The organism is Thioalkalivibrio sp. ALE28 (genome assembly GCF_000377425.1).
Taxonomy (GTDB): Bacteria; Pseudomonadota; Gammaproteobacteria; order Ectothiorhodospirales; family Ectothiorhodospiraceae; genus Thioalkalivibrio.
In genome coordinates, this window is sequence record NZ_KB898100.1 from 12,691 (window position 1) to 30,781 (window position 18,091).

15 protein-coding genes are annotated in these 18,091 nt (G+C 65.1%); 2 read left to right on the forward strand and 13 right to left on the reverse strand.

From position 1 onward, the window contains the following. Positions 1-8 precede the first annotated feature (8 nt). The 5 genes from D105_RS0108885 to D105_RS0108910 form a co-directional block, all read right to left on the reverse strand. A complete protein-coding gene (locus D105_RS0108885; RefSeq protein ID WP_018878188.1) occupies positions 9-1,433 on the reverse strand; it encodes an HlyD family type I secretion periplasmic adaptor subunit in 1,425 nt (474 codons plus the stop codon). An 8-nt stretch (positions 1,434-1,441) separates the two neighbouring features. After that, positions 1,442-3,595, reverse strand: a complete 2,154-nt coding sequence (locus D105_RS0108890) for a type I secretion system permease/ATPase (protein WP_018878189.1) — start codon at positions 3,593-3,595, stop codon at positions 1,442-1,444. Between the two features lie 137 nt (positions 3,596-3,732). Next, positions 3,733-7,536, reverse strand: coding sequence for a calcium-binding protein (locus D105_RS0108895; protein ID WP_369772645.1), 3,804 nt, complete (start codon positions 7,534-7,536; stop codon positions 3,733-3,735). A gap of 710 nt (positions 7,537-8,246) precedes the next feature. Further along, positions 8,247-8,882, reverse strand: a complete 636-nt coding sequence (locus D105_RS14735) for a hypothetical protein (RefSeq protein ID WP_081619295.1) — start codon at positions 8,880-8,882, stop codon at positions 8,247-8,249. A gap of 215 nt (positions 8,883-9,097) precedes the next feature. Beyond that, on the reverse strand, positions 9,098-10,435 hold the full coding sequence (locus tag D105_RS0108910; RefSeq protein ID WP_018878192.1) for a calcium-binding protein: 1,338 nt from the start codon (positions 10,433-10,435) through the stop codon (positions 9,098-9,100). A 643-nt stretch (positions 10,436-11,078) separates the two neighbouring features. Here D105_RS0108910 and D105_RS0108915 point away from each other — a divergent pair. Beyond that, the gene (locus D105_RS0108915) at positions 11,079-11,450 is read left to right on the forward strand and encodes an antitoxin Xre/MbcA/ParS toxin-binding domain-containing protein (RefSeq protein WP_026280458.1); all 372 of its coding nucleotides are present in this window, start codon (positions 11,079-11,081) and stop codon (positions 11,448-11,450) included. Next, positions 11,422-12,138: an RES family NAD+ phosphorylase gene (locus D105_RS0108920; RefSeq protein WP_231366850.1), complete on the forward strand. Its 717-nt coding sequence runs from the start codon at positions 11,422-11,424 to the stop codon at positions 12,136-12,138. The genes D105_RS0108915 and D105_RS0108920 overlap by 29 nt, the downstream gene beginning before the upstream one ends. Before the next feature lie 22 nt (positions 12,139-12,160). Here the strand turns inward: D105_RS0108920 and D105_RS0108925 are convergent, their stop codons facing one another. The 8 genes from D105_RS0108925 to D105_RS0108960 form a co-directional block, all read right to left on the reverse strand. Continuing rightward, positions 12,161-12,634: a hydrogenase maturation protease gene (locus tag D105_RS0108925; RefSeq protein ID WP_018878195.1), complete on the reverse strand. Its 474-nt coding sequence runs from the start codon at positions 12,632-12,634 to the stop codon at positions 12,161-12,163. A 204-nt stretch (positions 12,635-12,838) separates the two neighbouring features. After that, positions 12,839-13,048: a type II toxin-antitoxin system BrnA family antitoxin gene (brnA, locus tag D105_RS0108930; RefSeq protein WP_018878196.1), complete on the reverse strand. Its 210-nt coding sequence runs from the start codon at positions 13,046-13,048 to the stop codon at positions 12,839-12,841. Between the two features lie 25 nt (positions 13,049-13,073). Next, positions 13,074-13,346, reverse strand: coding sequence for a BrnT family toxin (locus D105_RS0108935; RefSeq protein ID WP_018878197.1), 273 nt, complete (start codon positions 13,344-13,346; stop codon positions 13,074-13,076). Positions 13,347-13,414: 68 nt separating this feature from the next. Beyond that, on the reverse strand, positions 13,415-14,713 hold the full coding sequence (locus tag D105_RS0108940) for a Ni/Fe hydrogenase subunit alpha (protein ID WP_018878198.1): 1,299 nt from the start codon (positions 14,711-14,713) through the stop codon (positions 13,415-13,417). Continuing rightward, on the reverse strand, positions 14,710-15,498 hold the full coding sequence (locus D105_RS0108945; RefSeq protein WP_018867909.1) for an oxidoreductase: 789 nt from the start codon (positions 15,496-15,498) through the stop codon (positions 14,710-14,712). The genes D105_RS0108940 and D105_RS0108945 overlap by 4 nt, the downstream gene beginning before the upstream one ends. Beyond that, on the reverse strand, positions 15,495-16,370 hold the full coding sequence (locus tag D105_RS0108950) for an FAD/NAD(P)-binding protein (RefSeq protein WP_018878199.1): 876 nt from the start codon (positions 16,368-16,370) through the stop codon (positions 15,495-15,497). The genes D105_RS0108945 and D105_RS0108950 overlap by 4 nt, the downstream gene beginning before the upstream one ends. Next, positions 16,360-16,833, reverse strand: a complete 474-nt coding sequence (locus D105_RS0108955; RefSeq protein WP_018878200.1) for a Crp/Fnr family transcriptional regulator — start codon at positions 16,831-16,833, stop codon at positions 16,360-16,362. The genes D105_RS0108950 and D105_RS0108955 overlap by 11 nt, the downstream gene beginning before the upstream one ends. Further along, positions 16,830-17,942: a sulfite reductase subunit A gene (locus D105_RS0108960; protein ID WP_018878201.1), complete on the reverse strand. Its 1,113-nt coding sequence runs from the start codon at positions 17,940-17,942 to the stop codon at positions 16,830-16,832. Before D105_RS0108960 ends, D105_RS0108955 begins: the two co-directional genes overlap by 4 nt. Positions 17,943-18,091: the final 149 nt, after the last annotated feature.

An 18,091-nucleotide genomic window follows, 5' to 3' on the forward strand; every position in this document is an offset into this window, starting at 1 on the left:
CGGTCCTCTTAACGTTCGCCGAGGCTCTCGCTGGCAGCGCGCAGCAGCGGTGCCAGGAAATACTCGATGATCCGGCGGTAGCCGGTCTTGATCTCGACGGTGGCCATCATGCCCGGGGCGATGCGCACGCCCTCGCCATGAACGTCCACGGTGTCCTTTTCCAGACGCACACGCACCACGAACACGAGGCCCTGGTGTTCATCCTGTACCGCGTCCTGCGATACGTCCGTGACCACGCCATCGATCGTGCCGTAGCGGGTGTAGGGGAAGGTCTGCAGTTTCACCTCGGCCTCCTGGCCGGCCCGCACGAACCCGATGTCCTTGTTGGGCAGGGTAGCCTCGACTTCCACTGCGCCATCCACGGGGACCACGACCATGAGCGGACTGGCGGGCTCCACGACACCACCCACCGTGTGCACGGCCAGTTGTTCCACGGTTCCATCCACGGGGGCGCGCAAGCGTGTCAGGTCATCCAGACGGCGGGCCTTGATCAGTTCCTGGCGCAGGGTTTCGGCATCCGATCGTGCCCGGTGCAGGGTATCCAGCGCCTCGCGGCGGCTCTCCGCCTGCAGGGCCTTTCGCTGCTCCCGAACCTCATGCAGTGCCGCTTCGGCCTCGGCGAGACGGGCCCGCTGCGCGGCTAGCTGGTGCGTCGTCTCAATGTAGTTCTGTTGCAGCTCCAGCTGCTCGTGCGCGGCGGCCATGCCCTGATCGGACAACTGCCGCAGATCTTCGCTGCGGCGCCGGATAATCGGGATGGTGTTTTCCAGGCTGATCACCATCGCCCGCGTGGCTTCCATCTCCTGCTCGCGGCGCGCGGTTTCCGCATTGAGTTGCTGGATGCGCGCCCGGTAGTGATGGACATGCCCGACCAGCACGCGCTCCTCGATCTGCCGGGCGTCTTCCGGGACGGGGTAGTTGGTGTTCAGGAGCGGGATGCCCGCGTCGGTCTCGAGGGCCTCCAGAAAGGCTTCCGACCGGGCGACTGCCAGACGCGCGGACCGATATTCCACACCCAGGCGTTCCAGATCGGCGCCGGGCAGGGTCGGGTCCAGTTCGACGAGAATTTCTCCCGCCTGCACGCGCTGTCCATCGCGAACGTGGATGGCATGCACGCTGGCGGTTTCGGTCGCCTGAATGGTCTGGGTGCGGCCATCGGGCACCACGCGGCCCTCCGCGACCGCAACGATGTCCATCTGCCCGAGCGTGGCCCAGATCACCGTGAGTACGGCCAAAAGCACGATCACACCCATGATCACCCGAGGTAGCGGGTGGATCGGCGTTTCCTGCAGCGACATCGCTGCGGGAAGGAACTCCTGCTCGTAGGGCTGCCGCCGGGGCGGATCCATTTCCCGGCGACGCGCCCACGCACGCGCGAACACCCGCCGATAGCGGCCGCCAATGTCACCCCAGGCCTGGCGCAGCATCCCCATGGGTCACCTCACTCGCGCTGCAGACTCAGCAGGCCGGCATAGATCCCGCCCGGCCGCTGGGCCAGTTCGTCGTGCGAGCCCGATTCGACAATCTGCCCATGATCCATCGCGATGATGCGGTCGGCCCTGCGCACGGCACTCAGGCGGTGGGCGATGATGATGACCGTCCGCCCGCGAGCAATCCGCTCCATATTCTGCTGGATGACCCGTTCCGACTCGTAGTCCAGTGCGCTGGTGGCCTCGTCGAAGATCAGGATGCGCGGGTCATTCATCAGCGCACGGGCAATCGCGATCCGCTGGCGCTGCCCGCCGGAGAGGCTCGAGCCGTGCTCGCCAACCGTTGTGTCGTATCCCTCTGGTGTTTCCAGAATGAAGTCATGTGCGCCCGCCAGCCGGGCGGCGGTCATCACCTGCTCCAGCGGGGCGCCGGGGCTGGCCAGGGCGATGTTCTCGCGAATGCTGCGATTGAACAGCATGTTTTCCTGTTGCACGACCCCGACCTGCCGGCGCAGCGAACTGATCTCGGCGACCGCGAGATCGGTGCCATCGACCAGAACACGCCCGCGCTCCGGGACATACATGCGGGCAATCAGCTTCGCCAGCGTACTCTTGCCGGAACCCGAACGTCCGACCACGCCAATTACCTGGCCAGGGGGGATCTCCAGGCTCACACCGCGCAGGACCTCGGGCCCGTCGGGACGATAGCGGAAATGCACCTGGTCGAACTCGATCCTTCCCTCCAGTCGCGGCAGGCTGCTGCGGTTGGCAAAGGAGGACTCCGTGGGCGCATTGAGGATGTCGCCCAGACGCTGCATGGAAATCCCGACCTGCTGGAAGTCCGTCCACATATTGGCCAGGCGCATGATCGGCTGGGCGACCCGAGCGGCCAGCATGTTGAAGGCAATCAGCTGACCCACGGTCAGGTCTCCCTCGATCACCAGACGCGCACCCAGCCACAGCGTGCCCACGGTCACCAGTTTGCCCACCAGCGAGATCAACTCGCGCGCGATGGTCGAAAGACGGGTCGTGCGAAGTCCGGCGGATACATAGCCGGACAGCTGTTCATCCCACTTCTTGGTGGTCTGCGGCTCCACCGCCATCGACTTGAGCGTGTCGATGCCGTTGATGCTCTCGACCAGAAAGGCCTGATTCTCCGCCCCGCGGTTGAACTTCTCGTGCAGGCGCGCCCGCAGCGGCGGCGTGATCAGCACGGAGATCAGCACGTACAGGGGCAGCGAGGCGAGGACGATCAGCGTCAGCCAGCCGCTGTAAAACAGCATGACCGCGATGAAGACCACGGAGAAGAACAGATCGAGCAATAACGTGAGCGCGTTGCCCGTCAGGAACTCGCGGATGTTCTCCAGCTCCCGCACGCGCGCCACCGAATCGCCCACAGGCCGCGATTCGAAATACCCCATGGGGAGGTTGATCAGGTGCCGGAACAGACTGGCCCCAAGCTCGACGTCGATGCGACTGGCCGTGTGCGCCAGCACATAGCTGCGCAGGCCGGACAGCACCACCTCGAACACCATGACCGCCAGCAACCCGATGGCCAAGACGTCCAGCGTGGTCAGGCTGCGGTGCACCAGCACCTTGTCCATCACCACCTGGAAGAACAGGGGTGTGACCAATGCGAAGATCTGCAGGAAGAACGAGGCCAGCAGCACCTCGCCCAGCAGCTTTCGGTGCTTGACCAGCGCGGGCACAAACCAGGTGAAGTCGAACTTGCCAAGCTCGGCCGTCAGCGAGGCCCGCGAGGTGAACAGGATCAGATCCCCCGTCCACAGTTCTTCCAGCGCCTCGCGCGTGATGCGTTCGGCGCGCCCACGACCGGGGTGCTGGACCAACACGTCCTGTTCCCCGGCGCGCGCCAGCACAAAGAAGCGCCCGTCCACGGCGTGCGCGATCGCGGGCAGCGGCGTGCGATCGAGGCGCGAAAGCGTGGTCCGCACCCGCTTGGCCTTCAGGCCGAGGTGCCGGGCACCGCGCAGGATGTGGTCGCCATCGAACGGCTGGCCATCCGGCGCGAACTCGTGGCGCAGCTGTGCCGGGTTGGCGGCCACGCCGTGATACTGCGCCAGCATCGCGAGCGCGGTCAGTCCCGTATCGATGGCCCCGTTCTCGCTGTGCGAGTCCGTGGCCGCCTTCCCTGGCGAATCCATGCTGCCTCACTGTTATGCCAACGGCATCCTGCCGCTGGCATGCAAAAAGCGGCGGCCCCGTGTCGCGGGCCGCCGGATGTCCTGTGTAGAAAGTGGGCCGGCGCGTAAGCGCCGCCCCCCCACGAAGGGCTACTCGGTCACTGCCATGCGGATGCGACGACGGGCTGTAGCTGCTCCCGGTACGCCTCGGGAATACGGCTCTCGTCGGCCCCCGGCGGGTCGAATGCCGCCATGGCCTGCACCAGGTTATTCACCTCTGATGCCGTCAGGACCTCGCCACTCGAAAGCTCGACCTGATCCAGGGTCTCGCCCTGCGGCCCGAACCACGAGTCGACCGTGATGCGATCGTCCGTGCCGATAACCTCCACCGACAGATCGCGGCCATCCTGCCGGAACCAGAGTTGGTCCGCCGCGATATCCTCGCCCAGGAGCAGCGTGTCCTCGCCCGGGTCGCGGGCGCGCTCCACAATGCGGTCGTGGCCATCGCCGCGTTCGAAGAAGTAGGTATCGCTCCCGGCACCCCCGTACAGGACATTGTTGCCGCGACCGCCGTGGATGAAGTTGTCGCCGCCTTCACCGCGCAGCACGTTATCGCCGTCATTGCCGATCAGGACGTTGTCGAGCTCGTTGCCCCAACCGCGATAATCGCCATCCCCGATCAGCGTGAGATTCTCGACATGATCGGGCAGGCGAAAGTGGGTCTCCGCCTTCACCGTATCCGTGCCGCCATTCTCCTGGGCAATCACCTTGGTGCCCGGATTGCTCACCACATAGGTGTTGTCCCCGTCACCGCCATACAGGAAGTTGGCGGAGCGCCCGCCCCCGATCAGCACGTTGTTGCCGCTCACGCCATACAGGTGACTGGGGCGCTCGGTGCCGATGATGATGTTGTCCTCTTCGTTGCCGCGCCCCACCCGGGCGTCACCGACCAGCGTCAGGTTTTCCACGTTGTCCGGCAGGGTGTAGTCGAACGGGCTGATCACCGTGTCGGTGCCCTGGTTCGGCTTCTCGATCACCACGTCCTCCTTGCTGTTGAGGATGTAGGTGTTGTCACCGCGCCCGCCGGCCATCACGTTCGCGCCGGCCACGCCATTGAGCACGTTGTCGCCGTTATTGCCCTGGATGTAGTTGTCCAGCTCGTTGCCGGTGCCGTCGATGTCGGCCGAGCCGGTGAGGATCAGGTCCTCGACGTTGTCGGGCAGGGTGTAGGTGACCGAGGAGCGGATGGTGTCGTGGCCCTCGCCGGGCTGCTCGATCACCACGTCGTCCTCGCTGTTGACCACGTAGATGTCGTCGCCCCCGCCGCCGATCATGATGTTGGCACCGGCGCGGCCATCGATGTAGTTGTCGCCCTCCACGCCGTTCAGCACGTTGTCGCCGGTGTTGCCGATGATCACGTTGTCGAGTTCGTTGCCCGTGCCGTCGAGATCCTCGCCGCCCATCAGCGTCAGGTTGTCCACGTTCTCCGGCAGGGTGTAATCGATGTAGGACTTCACGGTGTCGTTGCCCTCACCCGGCTTTTCGATCACCACGTCCTCGTCGCTGCGTACCACGTAGGTGTCGTCGCCCGCGCCACCGGTCATGATGTTGGCGCCGCCACGGCCGTCGATGTAGTTGTTGCCCTCGACCCCGTTCAGGACGTTGTCGCCGGTGTTGCCGATGAGCTCGTTGTCCAGCTCGTTACCCGTGCCATCGAGATCCTCGCTGCCCTGCAGGTGCAGGTTCTCCACGTTATCCGGCAGGACGTAATCGATGTGGGACTCGACCGTGTCGTTGCCTTCGCCGGGCTTCTCGATCACCACGTCATCGGCGCTATGCACCACGTAGGTGTTGTTGCCGCGGCCCCCGATCATGGTGTTAGCCCCCGCCACCCCGTCGAGCCGGTTGTTGCCGGAATTGCCAATCAGGACATTGTCCAGCTCGTTGCCGGTGGCACTGATACCGCTGCGGCCCAGCAGCGTCAGGTTATGCAGGTTGTCGGACAGGGCGAACGACACATGCGACTGCACCGTGTTGGTGCCATCCCCCGATTCCGCGATCACCTGATCATCCCGATTCCGCACCACGAACAGGTTGTCGCCGTCGCCGCCCACCAGCACGTCGGCATCCCGCCCGCCATGCAGCCAGTTGTCGCCGGTCCCGCCGGTCAGGGTGTTCTCGCCCTCGTTGCCGACCAGGATGGCGTTCTCCTCCCCGCCGGTCAGCTCGTCTCCCTCGGTCGAGCCGAGCTGCAACGCGGACAGATCGAAGCTATGACCATCGGCGAAACGAAGGGTGTTGATCCGGTGGCGCTCGGCATCGGCGCTACCAAACCAGTTTTCGATGGCGACGCTGTCGCGGCCGTTGCTGTGTGCCAGCACCAGCGAACTGCCCTCCGCACGGATATCCAGATCGCCGGCGCGAACCTCCGGGCCGAACTCCAGCACGCTGTGACCCTCGTCGCCATGCATCTCGATGATGGTGTTATGACCCTGGCCCACATCGAAGCGGTAGGTGTTGTTGCCAGAGCCGCCGTAGAGGATGTCGTCGCCCGAACCCGCCCGCAGCACGTCGTCGCCATCACCGCCCAGCACCCAGTCGCCACCGGAGCCGGCGGTAAGCTCCGCCCCGTCGTTGTCGCCGAACACGATTTCGGACGCGGCCGTGCCTTCGCCATCGGCGCGCACCCCGTCCCAGCCGAAGTCGGCCAGGGCCTCCAGCACGGCCGGGTCATCACCGGCCTGTGCGAGCCAGTCGCGCAGCACGCCGTGGCTGTCGAAGCCCATGGGCGAGAGCTGTTCACCGGTCGCGCGCTGAAGTTCCAGAAGGTCCGCCACGCCACGGGCCGGGCCGGCATCGAACTGCTGGTTCAGGGCCTCCGTGGTGCCCGCGAAGTCGATGCGGATGCCTTCTTCATCGAAGACCAGGTCCATCCCTTCCAGATAGGGCGCCAGGTGGGTCTGGCGCATCATCTGTGCATACATGGTGGTCTGCAGGATGTCGAAGCCCGCACGCAGCTCCCCCGAGGCCATGACCCTGGGGTTCGGACTGCCGTGCTGACGGAACTCCCGCCCCAGGAAGGCCTCCAGTGTGGCGACCTTGCGCCCGTCGATATGGGATCCCCGGCCCTCCGGGTCCACGTCACTGACGCCCGCCCACTCGTACAGCAGGCTTTCCATGCGGGCTTCGCGCGCCTTCACGTCGGTTTCGGCCATAAAGGCCTCAACCTCCCCGCGCAACTGTCCGCTCTCGTCCCGCACCAGCGCCTGATGCAGGTCATGCACCTCGCCATAGCCCATCAGGTCGGGCAGGGTGGCAATTTCCTCCGGCACATCCAGGCGCTCACGCGCCTCGGTGATGGCCGTATCCTGGATGAACCACACGTCCGTTGCCTCGCCTTCGCGGCCGTCGGCCCACTCGAACCGGCCGATCTGGCGATGTTCGTTGCCATGCTCATCCACGTAGGTGGACTCCGAGTAGCCCAGATCGATGGAGGCAATACCGACTTCATCCAGGGTCAGCAGTTCACCCTCGTCCACCACGCCGTTGCCGTTGGCGTCCTGCCACAGCCGCAAGTCGCCCCAGGCCTCGTCGCCCGGGTCGATGCGGCCATTACCGTTGGTGTCGTGGATCGCCAGCGCTTCGAATCCGTTCATGGCGGTGACGCCTTCCTCAATCTCACTGGCGTTGCCAAACAGCTCGCTGCCGGTCTCGATCTCCTCGTTACCGGTCAGGTCCATCGCCAGCAGCGCATCCGCAGGCCCCACCCAACCGGTGGCCTGCGCAAACCCGTCGCCGTTGTGATCGAACTGCACACCGGCATCCAGACCCACCGTGGAGATCCCGTTGCCGTCAAGGTCCAGGATGATGGGGGAGGCATGGGATTCTCCGCGGTTGAATTTCTCGATAATTTTTTCGATTGTTCCGTCGTCGAATCCGTCCCTCCAGCCTTTCTCCCATATGCCGATCAACCCACCCTCTTCCCCAAGACGCCGGGAAAATTCGTCCTTCTCGTCATCCCCGATATGCTTCTTAATGTTTTCCTTAGCCCAGTCATACAATTTAGCATCCCCGGCGATCTGATTATACAAAACCCCCGTTAGAGAGGCCGCCCCAGCCCCAACCACTGAATACTTACTTAGCGCTCCAAACGCCAACCCAGACGCGCCCGTAACGGCGATACCAGCGGCACTATTAGCGACCCGATTCATGTCACCATCCCGAGCCGCCACGAAAAACTCTAGGACAAGCAATGGATACGTTCTAACCAAGCTGTGGAGTCGATCAAAAACCCTTATCTGGCCAGACCTTTGATTCTCATTTTCAACATTAAGATTATTGTCCGACCAATGAATCAGATCTCGTATCCCGGACATCCAAGTATCAATCGCACCCCGGACAATCGAAATCGCCTGCTCGGGAGAGCTAACACCACCCGAACCACCATCTTCCGTGTCGTCAGGTGTAGCGATAATTGGGTCCAGGACGAGCACCTCTTCCGCATTCTCGCCATCCCGAAGGATAATCGGATCATCCGATGAACCGATTACCCCTTCGGCTTCCGGATCCGACGGGTCAAGCAGACGCAGCTGATGTTCCGATTCTGGCTGATGATTCAGATCGCTTTCCATGTCACTCATCACAACCTCCTTGTATTAGTGAATATGCGGAATCAAGCGGCTCGGGCAGCCCTTAAGAGCCTGGGGATCTCCGGAATCAGGGCAAGGTGAACCCCAATGAAAGAACCACAAAACAATGCCAATGGAACCCAAGCGGCCAAAATTCCCAAACGAGCCTCAAAAAAAACACCATAATGCCTGTACGACCTGTCATTAGGACCCATAACTGGATCTGGGTCAGAAGAAAAAACAACGAAATAGACCGCGTAGTAGACAATTGGAAGCGCGACGAGGATAACCCCCTGCCTAAAGGCCCCCTCTTGGAGAAAATTTACCGCCATCCCCAGAATCGATCCACGGCGATTACAGCAGGCCACTAGGGCAGCAGTTGCGACCACCAAAAAGAAAAACACCACGAATACGTACGGCATCTGTTCGCGAAGCCCGTAGGAGCTGGTGGTAAAACCACGCGCAGCGGGAACATGCTCCCATAGCCAACCCGCTGGAGCGGCCAGCCAGAATGGAGGCGCTGCCGGGTCCATGTGATAAAGGATGTAGATGAGGATCCCTTCCGCTAGCAACGCGAGCGAAGCCATAGCGATCAAGGCGTTTCGCCAGCGTCGGGCCTCGGCCTCAGTTGGTCCCGGATATTTTGACAGGACGTCGATAAGGGATTGTCGAATACTCATGTGCGAACCCCGACGGGAAGAAGGATCATCCACGCCATGGCAATGCCCCGTGGGTGACTCATTGAGGGAGTAAACCTAGTCGACGGAAGCCAACTTAGCCACGACCCGAGCCATATAACAATGCAAGGTTGCCAGCAGCTGCCGACAGAAGGCCCTCGTGACGCTTGCGCTTCTGATGCACACAGGAAAGGCCGCCGCCTTTTCGAGAAGGTCGCTCATTCGGGAAACTCCAGGGTGTGGCCGTCGGCAAGGCGCACGGCGTATAGACGGTGTCGCTTGGGTTGTGTGGAACCAAACCAGTTCTGGATGCGGATGCTGTCCTCGCCGTTGCGGTGGGCGAGGATCAGTGCGTGGCCTTCCATCTGGATATCGAGGTCTTCGGCGCGAACACCCGGAGCCACTTCGATCACGCTACGGCCGCGGTCTCCGTACATCTCGATCAGGGTGTTGTGGCCGCTGCCGACGCCGAACCGGTAGGTATTGTTGCCGGCTCCGCCGTACAGAAGGTCATCACCGGGTCCGGGATGCAGGGTGTCGTCGCCCTCCCCGCCGAGCAGCCAGTCGCCGCTGGGTCCGGCCTTCAGCGATGCGCCACCCTCATGCGCCATCACGATCTCGCGCACCGCCGTGCCCTGGCCGTCCATGCGCACCGCATCCCAGCCCAGCGCCATTAGCTCTCTCTGTAGAGCAGGGTCGTTCCCGGCCTCGAGCAGCCAGTCGCGCATCAGGCGGTAGGGATCGAAGCCCATTACCCGCAGGCGCTCGCCGCCAGCCCGTTCAAACTCGAACAGGTCGGTCAGCCCCCGGGCCGAGTCACGCGCGAAGGTTTCCTGCAGGTTGCTTGTTGTGTCGGAGAAGTCGAAGCCGAGACCGGATGCGTTCACGCGAAAGGCGATCGCATCGAAATAGGGCGCCAAGTGCGTTTGCCGCATGAGCTGGCTGTACATCTCGGTTTTCAGGATGTCGAAGGCCTTGTGCAGCTCAGCGGCACCGCCGGGGCGCGGATTCGGGCTCCCCTGCTGGCGGAAATCCCGCTCCAGAAAGGCCTCCAGCGTGGCCAGCTTGCGGCCATCGATGTTGGGCCCGCGGCCTTCCGGGTCGACGTCGGCGGCGCCGGCCCACTCGAACAGCAAGTCCTTCATGCGTGCGCGACGAGCCTGCACGTCGAGCTCGTCTTGAAAGGCGTCGAGGTGTTCGCGCAACCGCCCGTTCTCGTCATACTCCAGGGCTTTGCGAAGATCCGGCACGCGACCATAGCCTTGGAGATCCGGCTCGGATCCGGCGGACTCCAGAAGGTCCCGACCAGAATGATCGCTAAAGGACGACGAATCCGGCTGCCGTTGAGAATCCCCGGATGCAGGTTCCGGCGAGCCGTCACTCGAGGACCGCCCCATCGAGAATGAGCGGCCCGTGGCTGCGAAGTATCCTCGCTCGAACCCGTCGGCAAACTCGACCGCAAACTGGTTTATGCCGTTGCGAACATCGGGCACGTACGCGTACCCGGCACCCAGTCCGGCCAGCACCAGCAACACGGTAACCAGGGCCGGCTTCATGCGATCGCCTTCCGGGTGACCCGGGCAGTAACAGCCCAGTTCACGTGCGCAGGGGTCGATTGCGAGGGGCACCGGCCGAAGCTGCAGGACCAAGAAGCCTCAGGTCGGTCGTACGCGAGACACCCGAACTCACTAGGGCCTGCCCATGGAATGCTGGCAGGGCCTCCGCAGCCGGGTCCTTCTCGAAGTGTGGACGCGCCAATCCGTGGCGAGGTCATGGACAATCCCTTTCCATGAATAAGGCTGCGGATGCTGAATGGGCTTTGGATCCGTGTCAAGGCAAGCCAAATGAGCGCCTGGCTCGCGCACAAGCCGCCGCTGCTTCAGGTGGTGGCGGGCTCTGGCTGGACCCGTTCTGTCCGGTTACGCCCGTGGTCCTTGACCTGGTAGAGCGCCTGGTCGGCGCGGGTAAGGGCCTCGCGCAGGTGGTTCTACTCCAGGCTGATCGCCGGATGCGGCAAAAGGGGCAAGTCTGAACATCCCGTTCAGGCACCGTCATCGTCAACTACCCCTGTTTCGCCGCGCACCCCACTCCAGCCAAATAGCACAGTGCGACTTACCGCCTACGCGATGTGTTTGCCTCAGGAAGGTTGGTGGCCTATATTTTCTATAGAAATACCCGTTCTTGCCCTGGGAGGGCCATATGGAACAAATGGCAAACGCGGAGCAGCGCAAGGTGGTACTCACCAGGGCCGTCGCGCAGGCCGCGGCACGGCTCGGGATGAAACAGTCGGAACTGGCTCGGGCCCTGGGGCTGAGCCCCGCTACAATCAGCCGCATGTACGCCGGTGATTATTTCCTGGACGAGCGCACCAAGCATTGGGAGATCGCGGCCCTGCTGGTCCGTCTCTACCGTGGACTTGACGCCATTACGGCCGGCGACGAGCGCTCCCTTCGGGCCTGGATGCACAACCCCAATACCGACCTGCACGATGTTCCGGGAGATCTGGTGAGCAATGTGGCGGGGCTGGCTCGCGTAGTCGAGTATGTGGACGCACACCGCGCTCGCATCTGAAGCCGCGCCTGCGAACGGCGAGGGTTGGCGGGTGGTGGAGCATCAGTACACCGTGTCCACCCGGAAGCTCGTGAATACCCGGGACGAGCAGGAAGTGCTGGAGGCGATCCTGGAGGAGACCAAGCCCGCCTTTCCCGCCGATACGGCACATCTGCATTACCTCCTCAAGACGCCGTTCCGCTATCCGCCATCACCGTTCGGTTCCCGGTTCCGCCGGCCACAGGAGGGGGAGGGTGTCTTCTACTGTGCCGAAGCTGTCCGCACTGGACTGGCCGAGTTCAGCTACTGGCGGCGGCACTTTTTCGAGTCGTCCCCGGGTACACCGTTACCTGACGCCCACGAATCGCTCACGGTCTTCAGCGTCGCCTGGCTCACCCCGAGACACCTGGACCTCACCCGTCCGCCGCTAAACCGGGATCACGCCAAATGGACCCACCCGGACGACTACACCGCCACCCGGGCGCTCGCCGCAGAGGCACGACGAGCCGGTATCCAGGCCATCCGTTATGAATCCGTGCGCGATCCTCAGCGAGGCGCCAATCTGGCGCTCCTGGCCCCGGAAGTATTCACGCAGCCGGAACCTCTTACCCAGCAAACCTGGTATCTCTACCTGGGCGCCAGCGAAAGCAACTGCATCCGGGCCGGCCGGGCTGAGTCCTTTACCTTCCCGGCCTCATCCTCCGCCTGATCCGTCCCCCATAGGGTTCCGGTCAGCGAGAAGCGTCAGGCCGGGGCCTGGTGAATTCCTTCAGGATGTTCCGGCTCATCTGGAAAATGGCAGCTGAGATCTCGGGTGAGAGCCCGGCACCATTTTCGAGGCGGGCGGGCTCGATGCCGTGGACGATAAGAGTGCCCGGGAGATCGCCTAGGGAGCGGGCGAGTTCGACGGCTTCGGCGAGGCCGATACCGTGGGAGGAGTAGCGCGCGCCGCGCGGCAGGGGCTCGCGGGCGTCCAGGCGGTGGAGGGTGCCGGGGGCGGCGCCGGTGACGATGGCATCGACCAGGATCACCGGGTCGTGGCCCTGCCACAGCTCCATCAGTTCGGCGGGCTCGCCGTGGCTTTTCGCGGTGGCGAGGCCTGCCGTGCCTTCGAGTGCATCGACTACCGCGTGGCCGATGCCGTCGTCGCCGCGCCAGGGGTTGCCAATGCCGATCACCAACGGCCCTTTGCCGGTGATTGGCATGACGGGAGGCGTAGCCAACGCCTTTTGCGGGCGTTCCGGGGCTATGGAGGTGTTTCGTGCCGCCTGGACAATTTCTTCGCGGCGCTCGTCGCTCAGATCCGATCGCCACTCTTCGGTCTCGGAGGCCGGAAACAGCCGTTTTTCCTGAGGGTTCTGTCCGGATGGTCGTGCCACGGGGCGCTCCCAGTCGATACCTGGCGGTGACTAACGCGGCGCGCCCTCGCTTTTCCGGGCAGCAGTGGTCGTTTCCAGCCGCTCCGCCAGCCAGATCTTGATGATGGATTGACGGGTGACGCCCAATCGGCTGGCTTCTCGGTCCAGGGACTCGATCATCCAGTCCGGGAAATCCACGTTTACCCGCCGTTGTTTGCGCAGCGGGCGTTTGGCCCTTGACAGGTCCAGGGCATCGGTCATCTCTTCTCCGCTGTCAAAGCGCCCGTCAAATGTCTTCGCTTTCATACAGCGCAACCTCTTCTTTGCGCGACCTGCGTACGGAAATGATACGAACGCAGGCCTCTCGGTGAGTGACAACGGCGGTCCAGTGCCTTCTTTCAATGCGACCGATCACCAGAAAGCGGGGTTCGTCCTCCGTGCGGCCGGGGATCTCCAGCAGATCGGGGTCACGCCAGAGGGCCTGGGCGGTCACGAAGTCGATGCCGTGTTTCTCCAGATTCGATCGACTCTTCCGTTCGTCGAACTCGAATGACTTCATGGTGTAGAAATTATACCAGAATGGTGTTTTTTGCTCTCGTAGAGTCAAGCGTTCCTTCGCGCAGGGCCTTACTGGCGGTCGACGGTGAGGTCGAGGAAGTGGGTGGCGCAGGAGATGCAGGGGTCGTAGTTGCGGATGGCGACCTCGCAGTGGTGGCGCAGTTCGTCGTCCGGCAGGTGGAGGTGGGTCTGCACCAGTTCGCGCAGGTCCGCCTCGATGGTGGGCTGGTTGACCGAGGTGGGCGGGACGATCTTGGCGTCGGTGATGATGCCCGCGTCGTCGATGGTGTAGCGGTGGTAGCAGATGCCGCGCGGGGCCTCGGTGGCGCCGAAGCCGGTGCCGGCGTGCGGGGTGACCGGCAGCGCGGGTTCGGCCGGCGCGTCCCGGTAGCTGTCGACCAGGCGCAGGGCCTCCTCGAAGGCGAGCACGATCTCGAGCATGCGCACCTGGATGCTGCGGAACGGGTTGCGGCAGGCGGCGCCCAGCCCGGCGCGTTCGGCCAGTTCGGCGGCGCGCGGGGTGAGGCGCTCGCGGTTCAGCGCGAAGCGCGCCAGCGGGCCCATGAACACCGGTTCGCCGCTGTCGGAGCGGTGGCTGTGCAGGGCGTTAGAGTGGGCGACGTGCTCCTCGGTGAAGACGTCGTCGTAATCACGGATGGCGGCGTCCAGACCGCTGCTCGATCCGAGCCGGCCATGGGTGATCGGGTACTCGTCCGGGTGGACGAGCGACACGAACTCGTAGTCGCGTTCCAGGTTCGGGTAGTCGAGGGTGGCGAGGAACTCGGCGACCTCGCAGGACGCCTCCAGGCCCCAGGCCAGGTCCTCGCGCAGGCCGGCGACCTCGGCAGGCGTCGGCGTGCGGTAGAAGCCGCCCACGCGCAGATTGACCGGGTGGATCTCGCGCCCGCCCAAAAGGCGCAGGATGGAGTTGCCGATCTTCTTGATGCGCAGGCCGTTGCGCACCATGTCCGGGTGGTCCTTCGCGGCGGTGACCGCGTCGGGATAGCCGAGGAAGTCCGGCAGGTGGAGCATGAACACGTGCAGGGCGTGGCTCTCGATCCATTCGCCGCAGTAGGCCAGCCGCCGCAGGTCCTGCAGCACGCCGTCCACGGTCACGCCGCAGACGTCCTCCATCGCCAGCGAGGCGCCCAGCTGGTAGGCGATCGGGCAGATGCCGCAGATGCGCGCGGTGATGTCGGGCGCCTCGCGGAAGTCGCGCCCGCGCAGGAAGCCCTCGAAGAAACGCGGGGCCTCGAAGATCGACAGCTTCACCTCCTCCACGCGGTCGCCCTCGGTGCGCACGTACATCGCGCCCTCGCCCTCCACGCGCGCGAGGTAGTCGACTTCGATGGTGCGGGTCTCGCTCATGGTCCGTTTCCTGATTCTTCGCGCTCGCTCTCCTCGCGGAAGGCGTCGGCGCCGGCATTGAAGGTGCGGTAGAAGCGCACGCGGGTGGCGCGCTCCATGCCGAGGGCCTCCAGCTGCCCGGACAGACCGGGCGCGTTGGGCGTCTCCTTGGGGCCGAAGCAGCCGTAGCAGCCGCGGTGGCAGCCGGGGCACAGCGCGCCGCAGCCGGCGTGGGTGACCGGGCCGAGGCAGGGCGTGCCGTGGGCGACCATCACGCAGACCTGCCCCGCCCGCTTGCACTCCTCGCAGACGCTGGCGCTGGAGACCTGCGGGCGGCGGCCGTAGAGGAAGGCGCTGATGACCTCCAGCAGCTGGTACTTGTCGATCGGGCAGCCGCGCAGCTCGAAGTCCACCGGCACGTGCTGGCTGATCGCATCCGAGGTGGCCAGGGTCTCGATGTATTCCGGGTGGGCGTAGACCTGACGGGTGAACGCCTCGACATCGGCGAAGTTGCGCAGGGCCTGGATGCCGCCGGCGGTGGCGCAGGCGCCGATGGTGACCAGGAACTTCGACGCGCGGCGGATCTCGCGGATCTCTTCGGCCGCCTCCGGCGTGGTGATCGAGCCCTCCACCAGCGTCAGGTCCCAGGGCCCGTCGATGCGGGTGCGGGTGGCCTCGGGGAAGTGCGCGATCTGGATCCGGTCGGTCACCGCCAGCAGCTCGTCCTCGCAGTCCAGCAGCGAGAGCTGGCAGCCGTCGCAGGAGGCGAACTTGAATACGGCGAGGGTAGGTTGTTCCCGTCTCATAGTTCGCGTATCCGGAAGGCCGGTTCCATCACCGGGTAGGGGAACACGGGGCCGTCGCGGCAGACGAAATGCGCCCCGATCTGGCAGTGCCCGCAAAAGCCCACCGCGCAGCGCATGTTGCGCTCCATGGAGACGTAGATGTCTTCCGGCTTCAGGCCACGGCGCTCCAGCGAGGACGCCGCGAAGCGCATCATCACCTCCGGGCCGCAGGTCATCGCCAGCGTGTTGCGCCGATCGAAGCCGCCACGATCGACGAGCTGGGTGACCACGCCGACATCGCCGCGCCAGGCGGCGGTGCCGCGATCCACGGTGATGCGCAGATCGAGATCGTCGCGCGCGCCCCAGGCCTCCAGCTCGTCACGAAAGATCATGTCACCGGGCGAGCGGGCGCCGTAGCAGATCACCACATGGCCAAAGTCGTCGCGCCGTTCGAGCGTCGCGTGGATCACCGGCCGCAGCGGGGCCAGACCGATGCCGCCGGCGACCAGCACCAGGTCGCGGCCGTGTGCCTGTTCCAGCGGCCAGGCCGTGCCGAACGGGCCGCGCAGGCCGACCACCGCGCCGGGTCCCAGATCCTGCATCGCGCGGGTGACGCTGCCCACCGCGCGCGTGGTGTGCACGATGCCGCCGTCCTCGGTGATCGCGGACACCGAGATCGGCACCTCGCCCACGCCGAACAGGTAGAGCATGTTGAACTGCCCGGGCGCCGGCGGCGGCCCCGGCTCCACCCCCGGCTCCGGGTACAGCGTCCAGCTGAACACCTCGTTGCTGGCAACGTCCGGGCGCACCGAATGGATGCGCCAGGGCTGCGGCGCCATCGCCTGTTCCGGCAGGGCGCTGTCGGCGCGGGGCTGCAGGGTCTCAGGTGCCATCCCCGGGGCCTCCGTGGCTGTAGATGTCCAGCGCCTGCAGCCGCGCGGCCTGCAGCCGCTGCACGATCAGTGCGGAGAAATGTTTCATCAGCATGTAGCCGAACGCCGGGTCGGCCTCCATATGTTCACGCAGCACGCCGGCATCGAAGTGCAGGGTTTGCAGATCGGTGATCGCCCGGGCGTCGTAACTGGCACGATACGGCGGCAGCAGCCACGACCAGCCGAGGATATCGCCGGGCCCCAGGGTCTGGAAGGTCACGCAGCCTTCGCGCAGCGGGCTCTCCAGTGCGACCTGGCCCTCGCGGATCAGCCAGAAGGTCTCCGTCGGCTCGTGGTCGCGCATCAGCCGGGTGCCGGCCGGGTAACCGCACTTGGCTGCGCAGGCCGCCAGCAGGCGCCGGTGTTCCGGCTCCATGTCGGCGAAGAACGGCTGCTCCTCGAGGATCGCCAGGAGCTCGTTCATGCCCGGCCCTCCGGATCGCGGCGCACCGCGGTGACCTCCTCGGTGATGTCGATCCCCACCGGACACCAGGTGATGCAGCGCCCGCAGCCGACGCAGCCGGAGGTGCCGAACTGGTCGTGCCAGGTCGCCAGCTTGTGGGTGATCCACTGGCGATAGCGTGCGGCTACCGAGTCGCGGTGAGCGCCGCCGACCAGATGCGAGTGCTCCTGGTTGAAGCAGGAGTCCCAGCGCCGCAGGCGCTCGGTGCGCAGACCTTCCAGATCGGGCACCTCCTCGACCTGGGAACAGAAACAGGTGGGGCAGACCAGGGTGCAGTTGGAGCAGGACAGGCAGCGCTCGGCCGTCTCTTCCCAGCGCGGGTGCTCGAAGGCCCGGTTCAGCACCTCGCGGGCGTCCGCCGGCATCTGTCGGCCCATCTTTTCCGGCGCCTCGGCCCAGACGCGTTCGGCGGCGGCGTGCTCGGCGTCCGTGGCCGGGCGCGGCTCCAGCCGGTCGAGCACCGCGCGCCCGGCCACGCTCCCCGCCTCGGCGACCAGGAAATGCTGCGTGGCGTCGACCACCTCGGTCAGGGCCAGATCGAAGCCCTCCCGCGCACGGGGCCCAGTGTCCATCGAGGCACAGAAGCAGGTGCCGCCGGGCTCGGCACAGTGGGCCGCGACCATGAACACGTCCCGACGCCGCGCTGCATAGCCGCGGTCCTGCACCGCCTGGCCGAGGAACACCCGGTCCTGCACGCCGATCGCCGCCAGCTCGCAGGCGCGCATGCCGATGAACGCACGCGGCGGCGCGTCGGATTCGCCCGGCTCGGTGGTGAAGCTGCCGTCCGCCTGGCGGGTCAGGCGGAACAGGGTCTCCTGCGGGGGAAACAGGTATTTCTTCCAGGAGTGCGGCCCGACCACATAGCCGAACAGGGCCGCGTCGTCACGCTCGCGCAGGCGGTAGTGGCCGGGGGCGTGCTCGTCCCCCCAGCCCGCCGGCAGGTCATCCAGGCCTTGCACGCGGTCGTAGACGATCGCCCCGTCGCGCCGCGTCGGACCCACCACCTCGTAGCCATCACCGGCCAGCAGACGGATCAGCGTATCCACGGCTTTTGGCGAGATCACGTCCATCGGCGACTCCCGGTCAGTGGCTCCGAACGGCAGGCAAGCAGGCCCCGCCGACCCGGGTGCCACTCATATTGCGCCAGGTGCCGACCATGATCCAGCGCGTGACGGACTGGAAATAGCGCCGATACGTGCCACACTCCGGGAAAGACGTG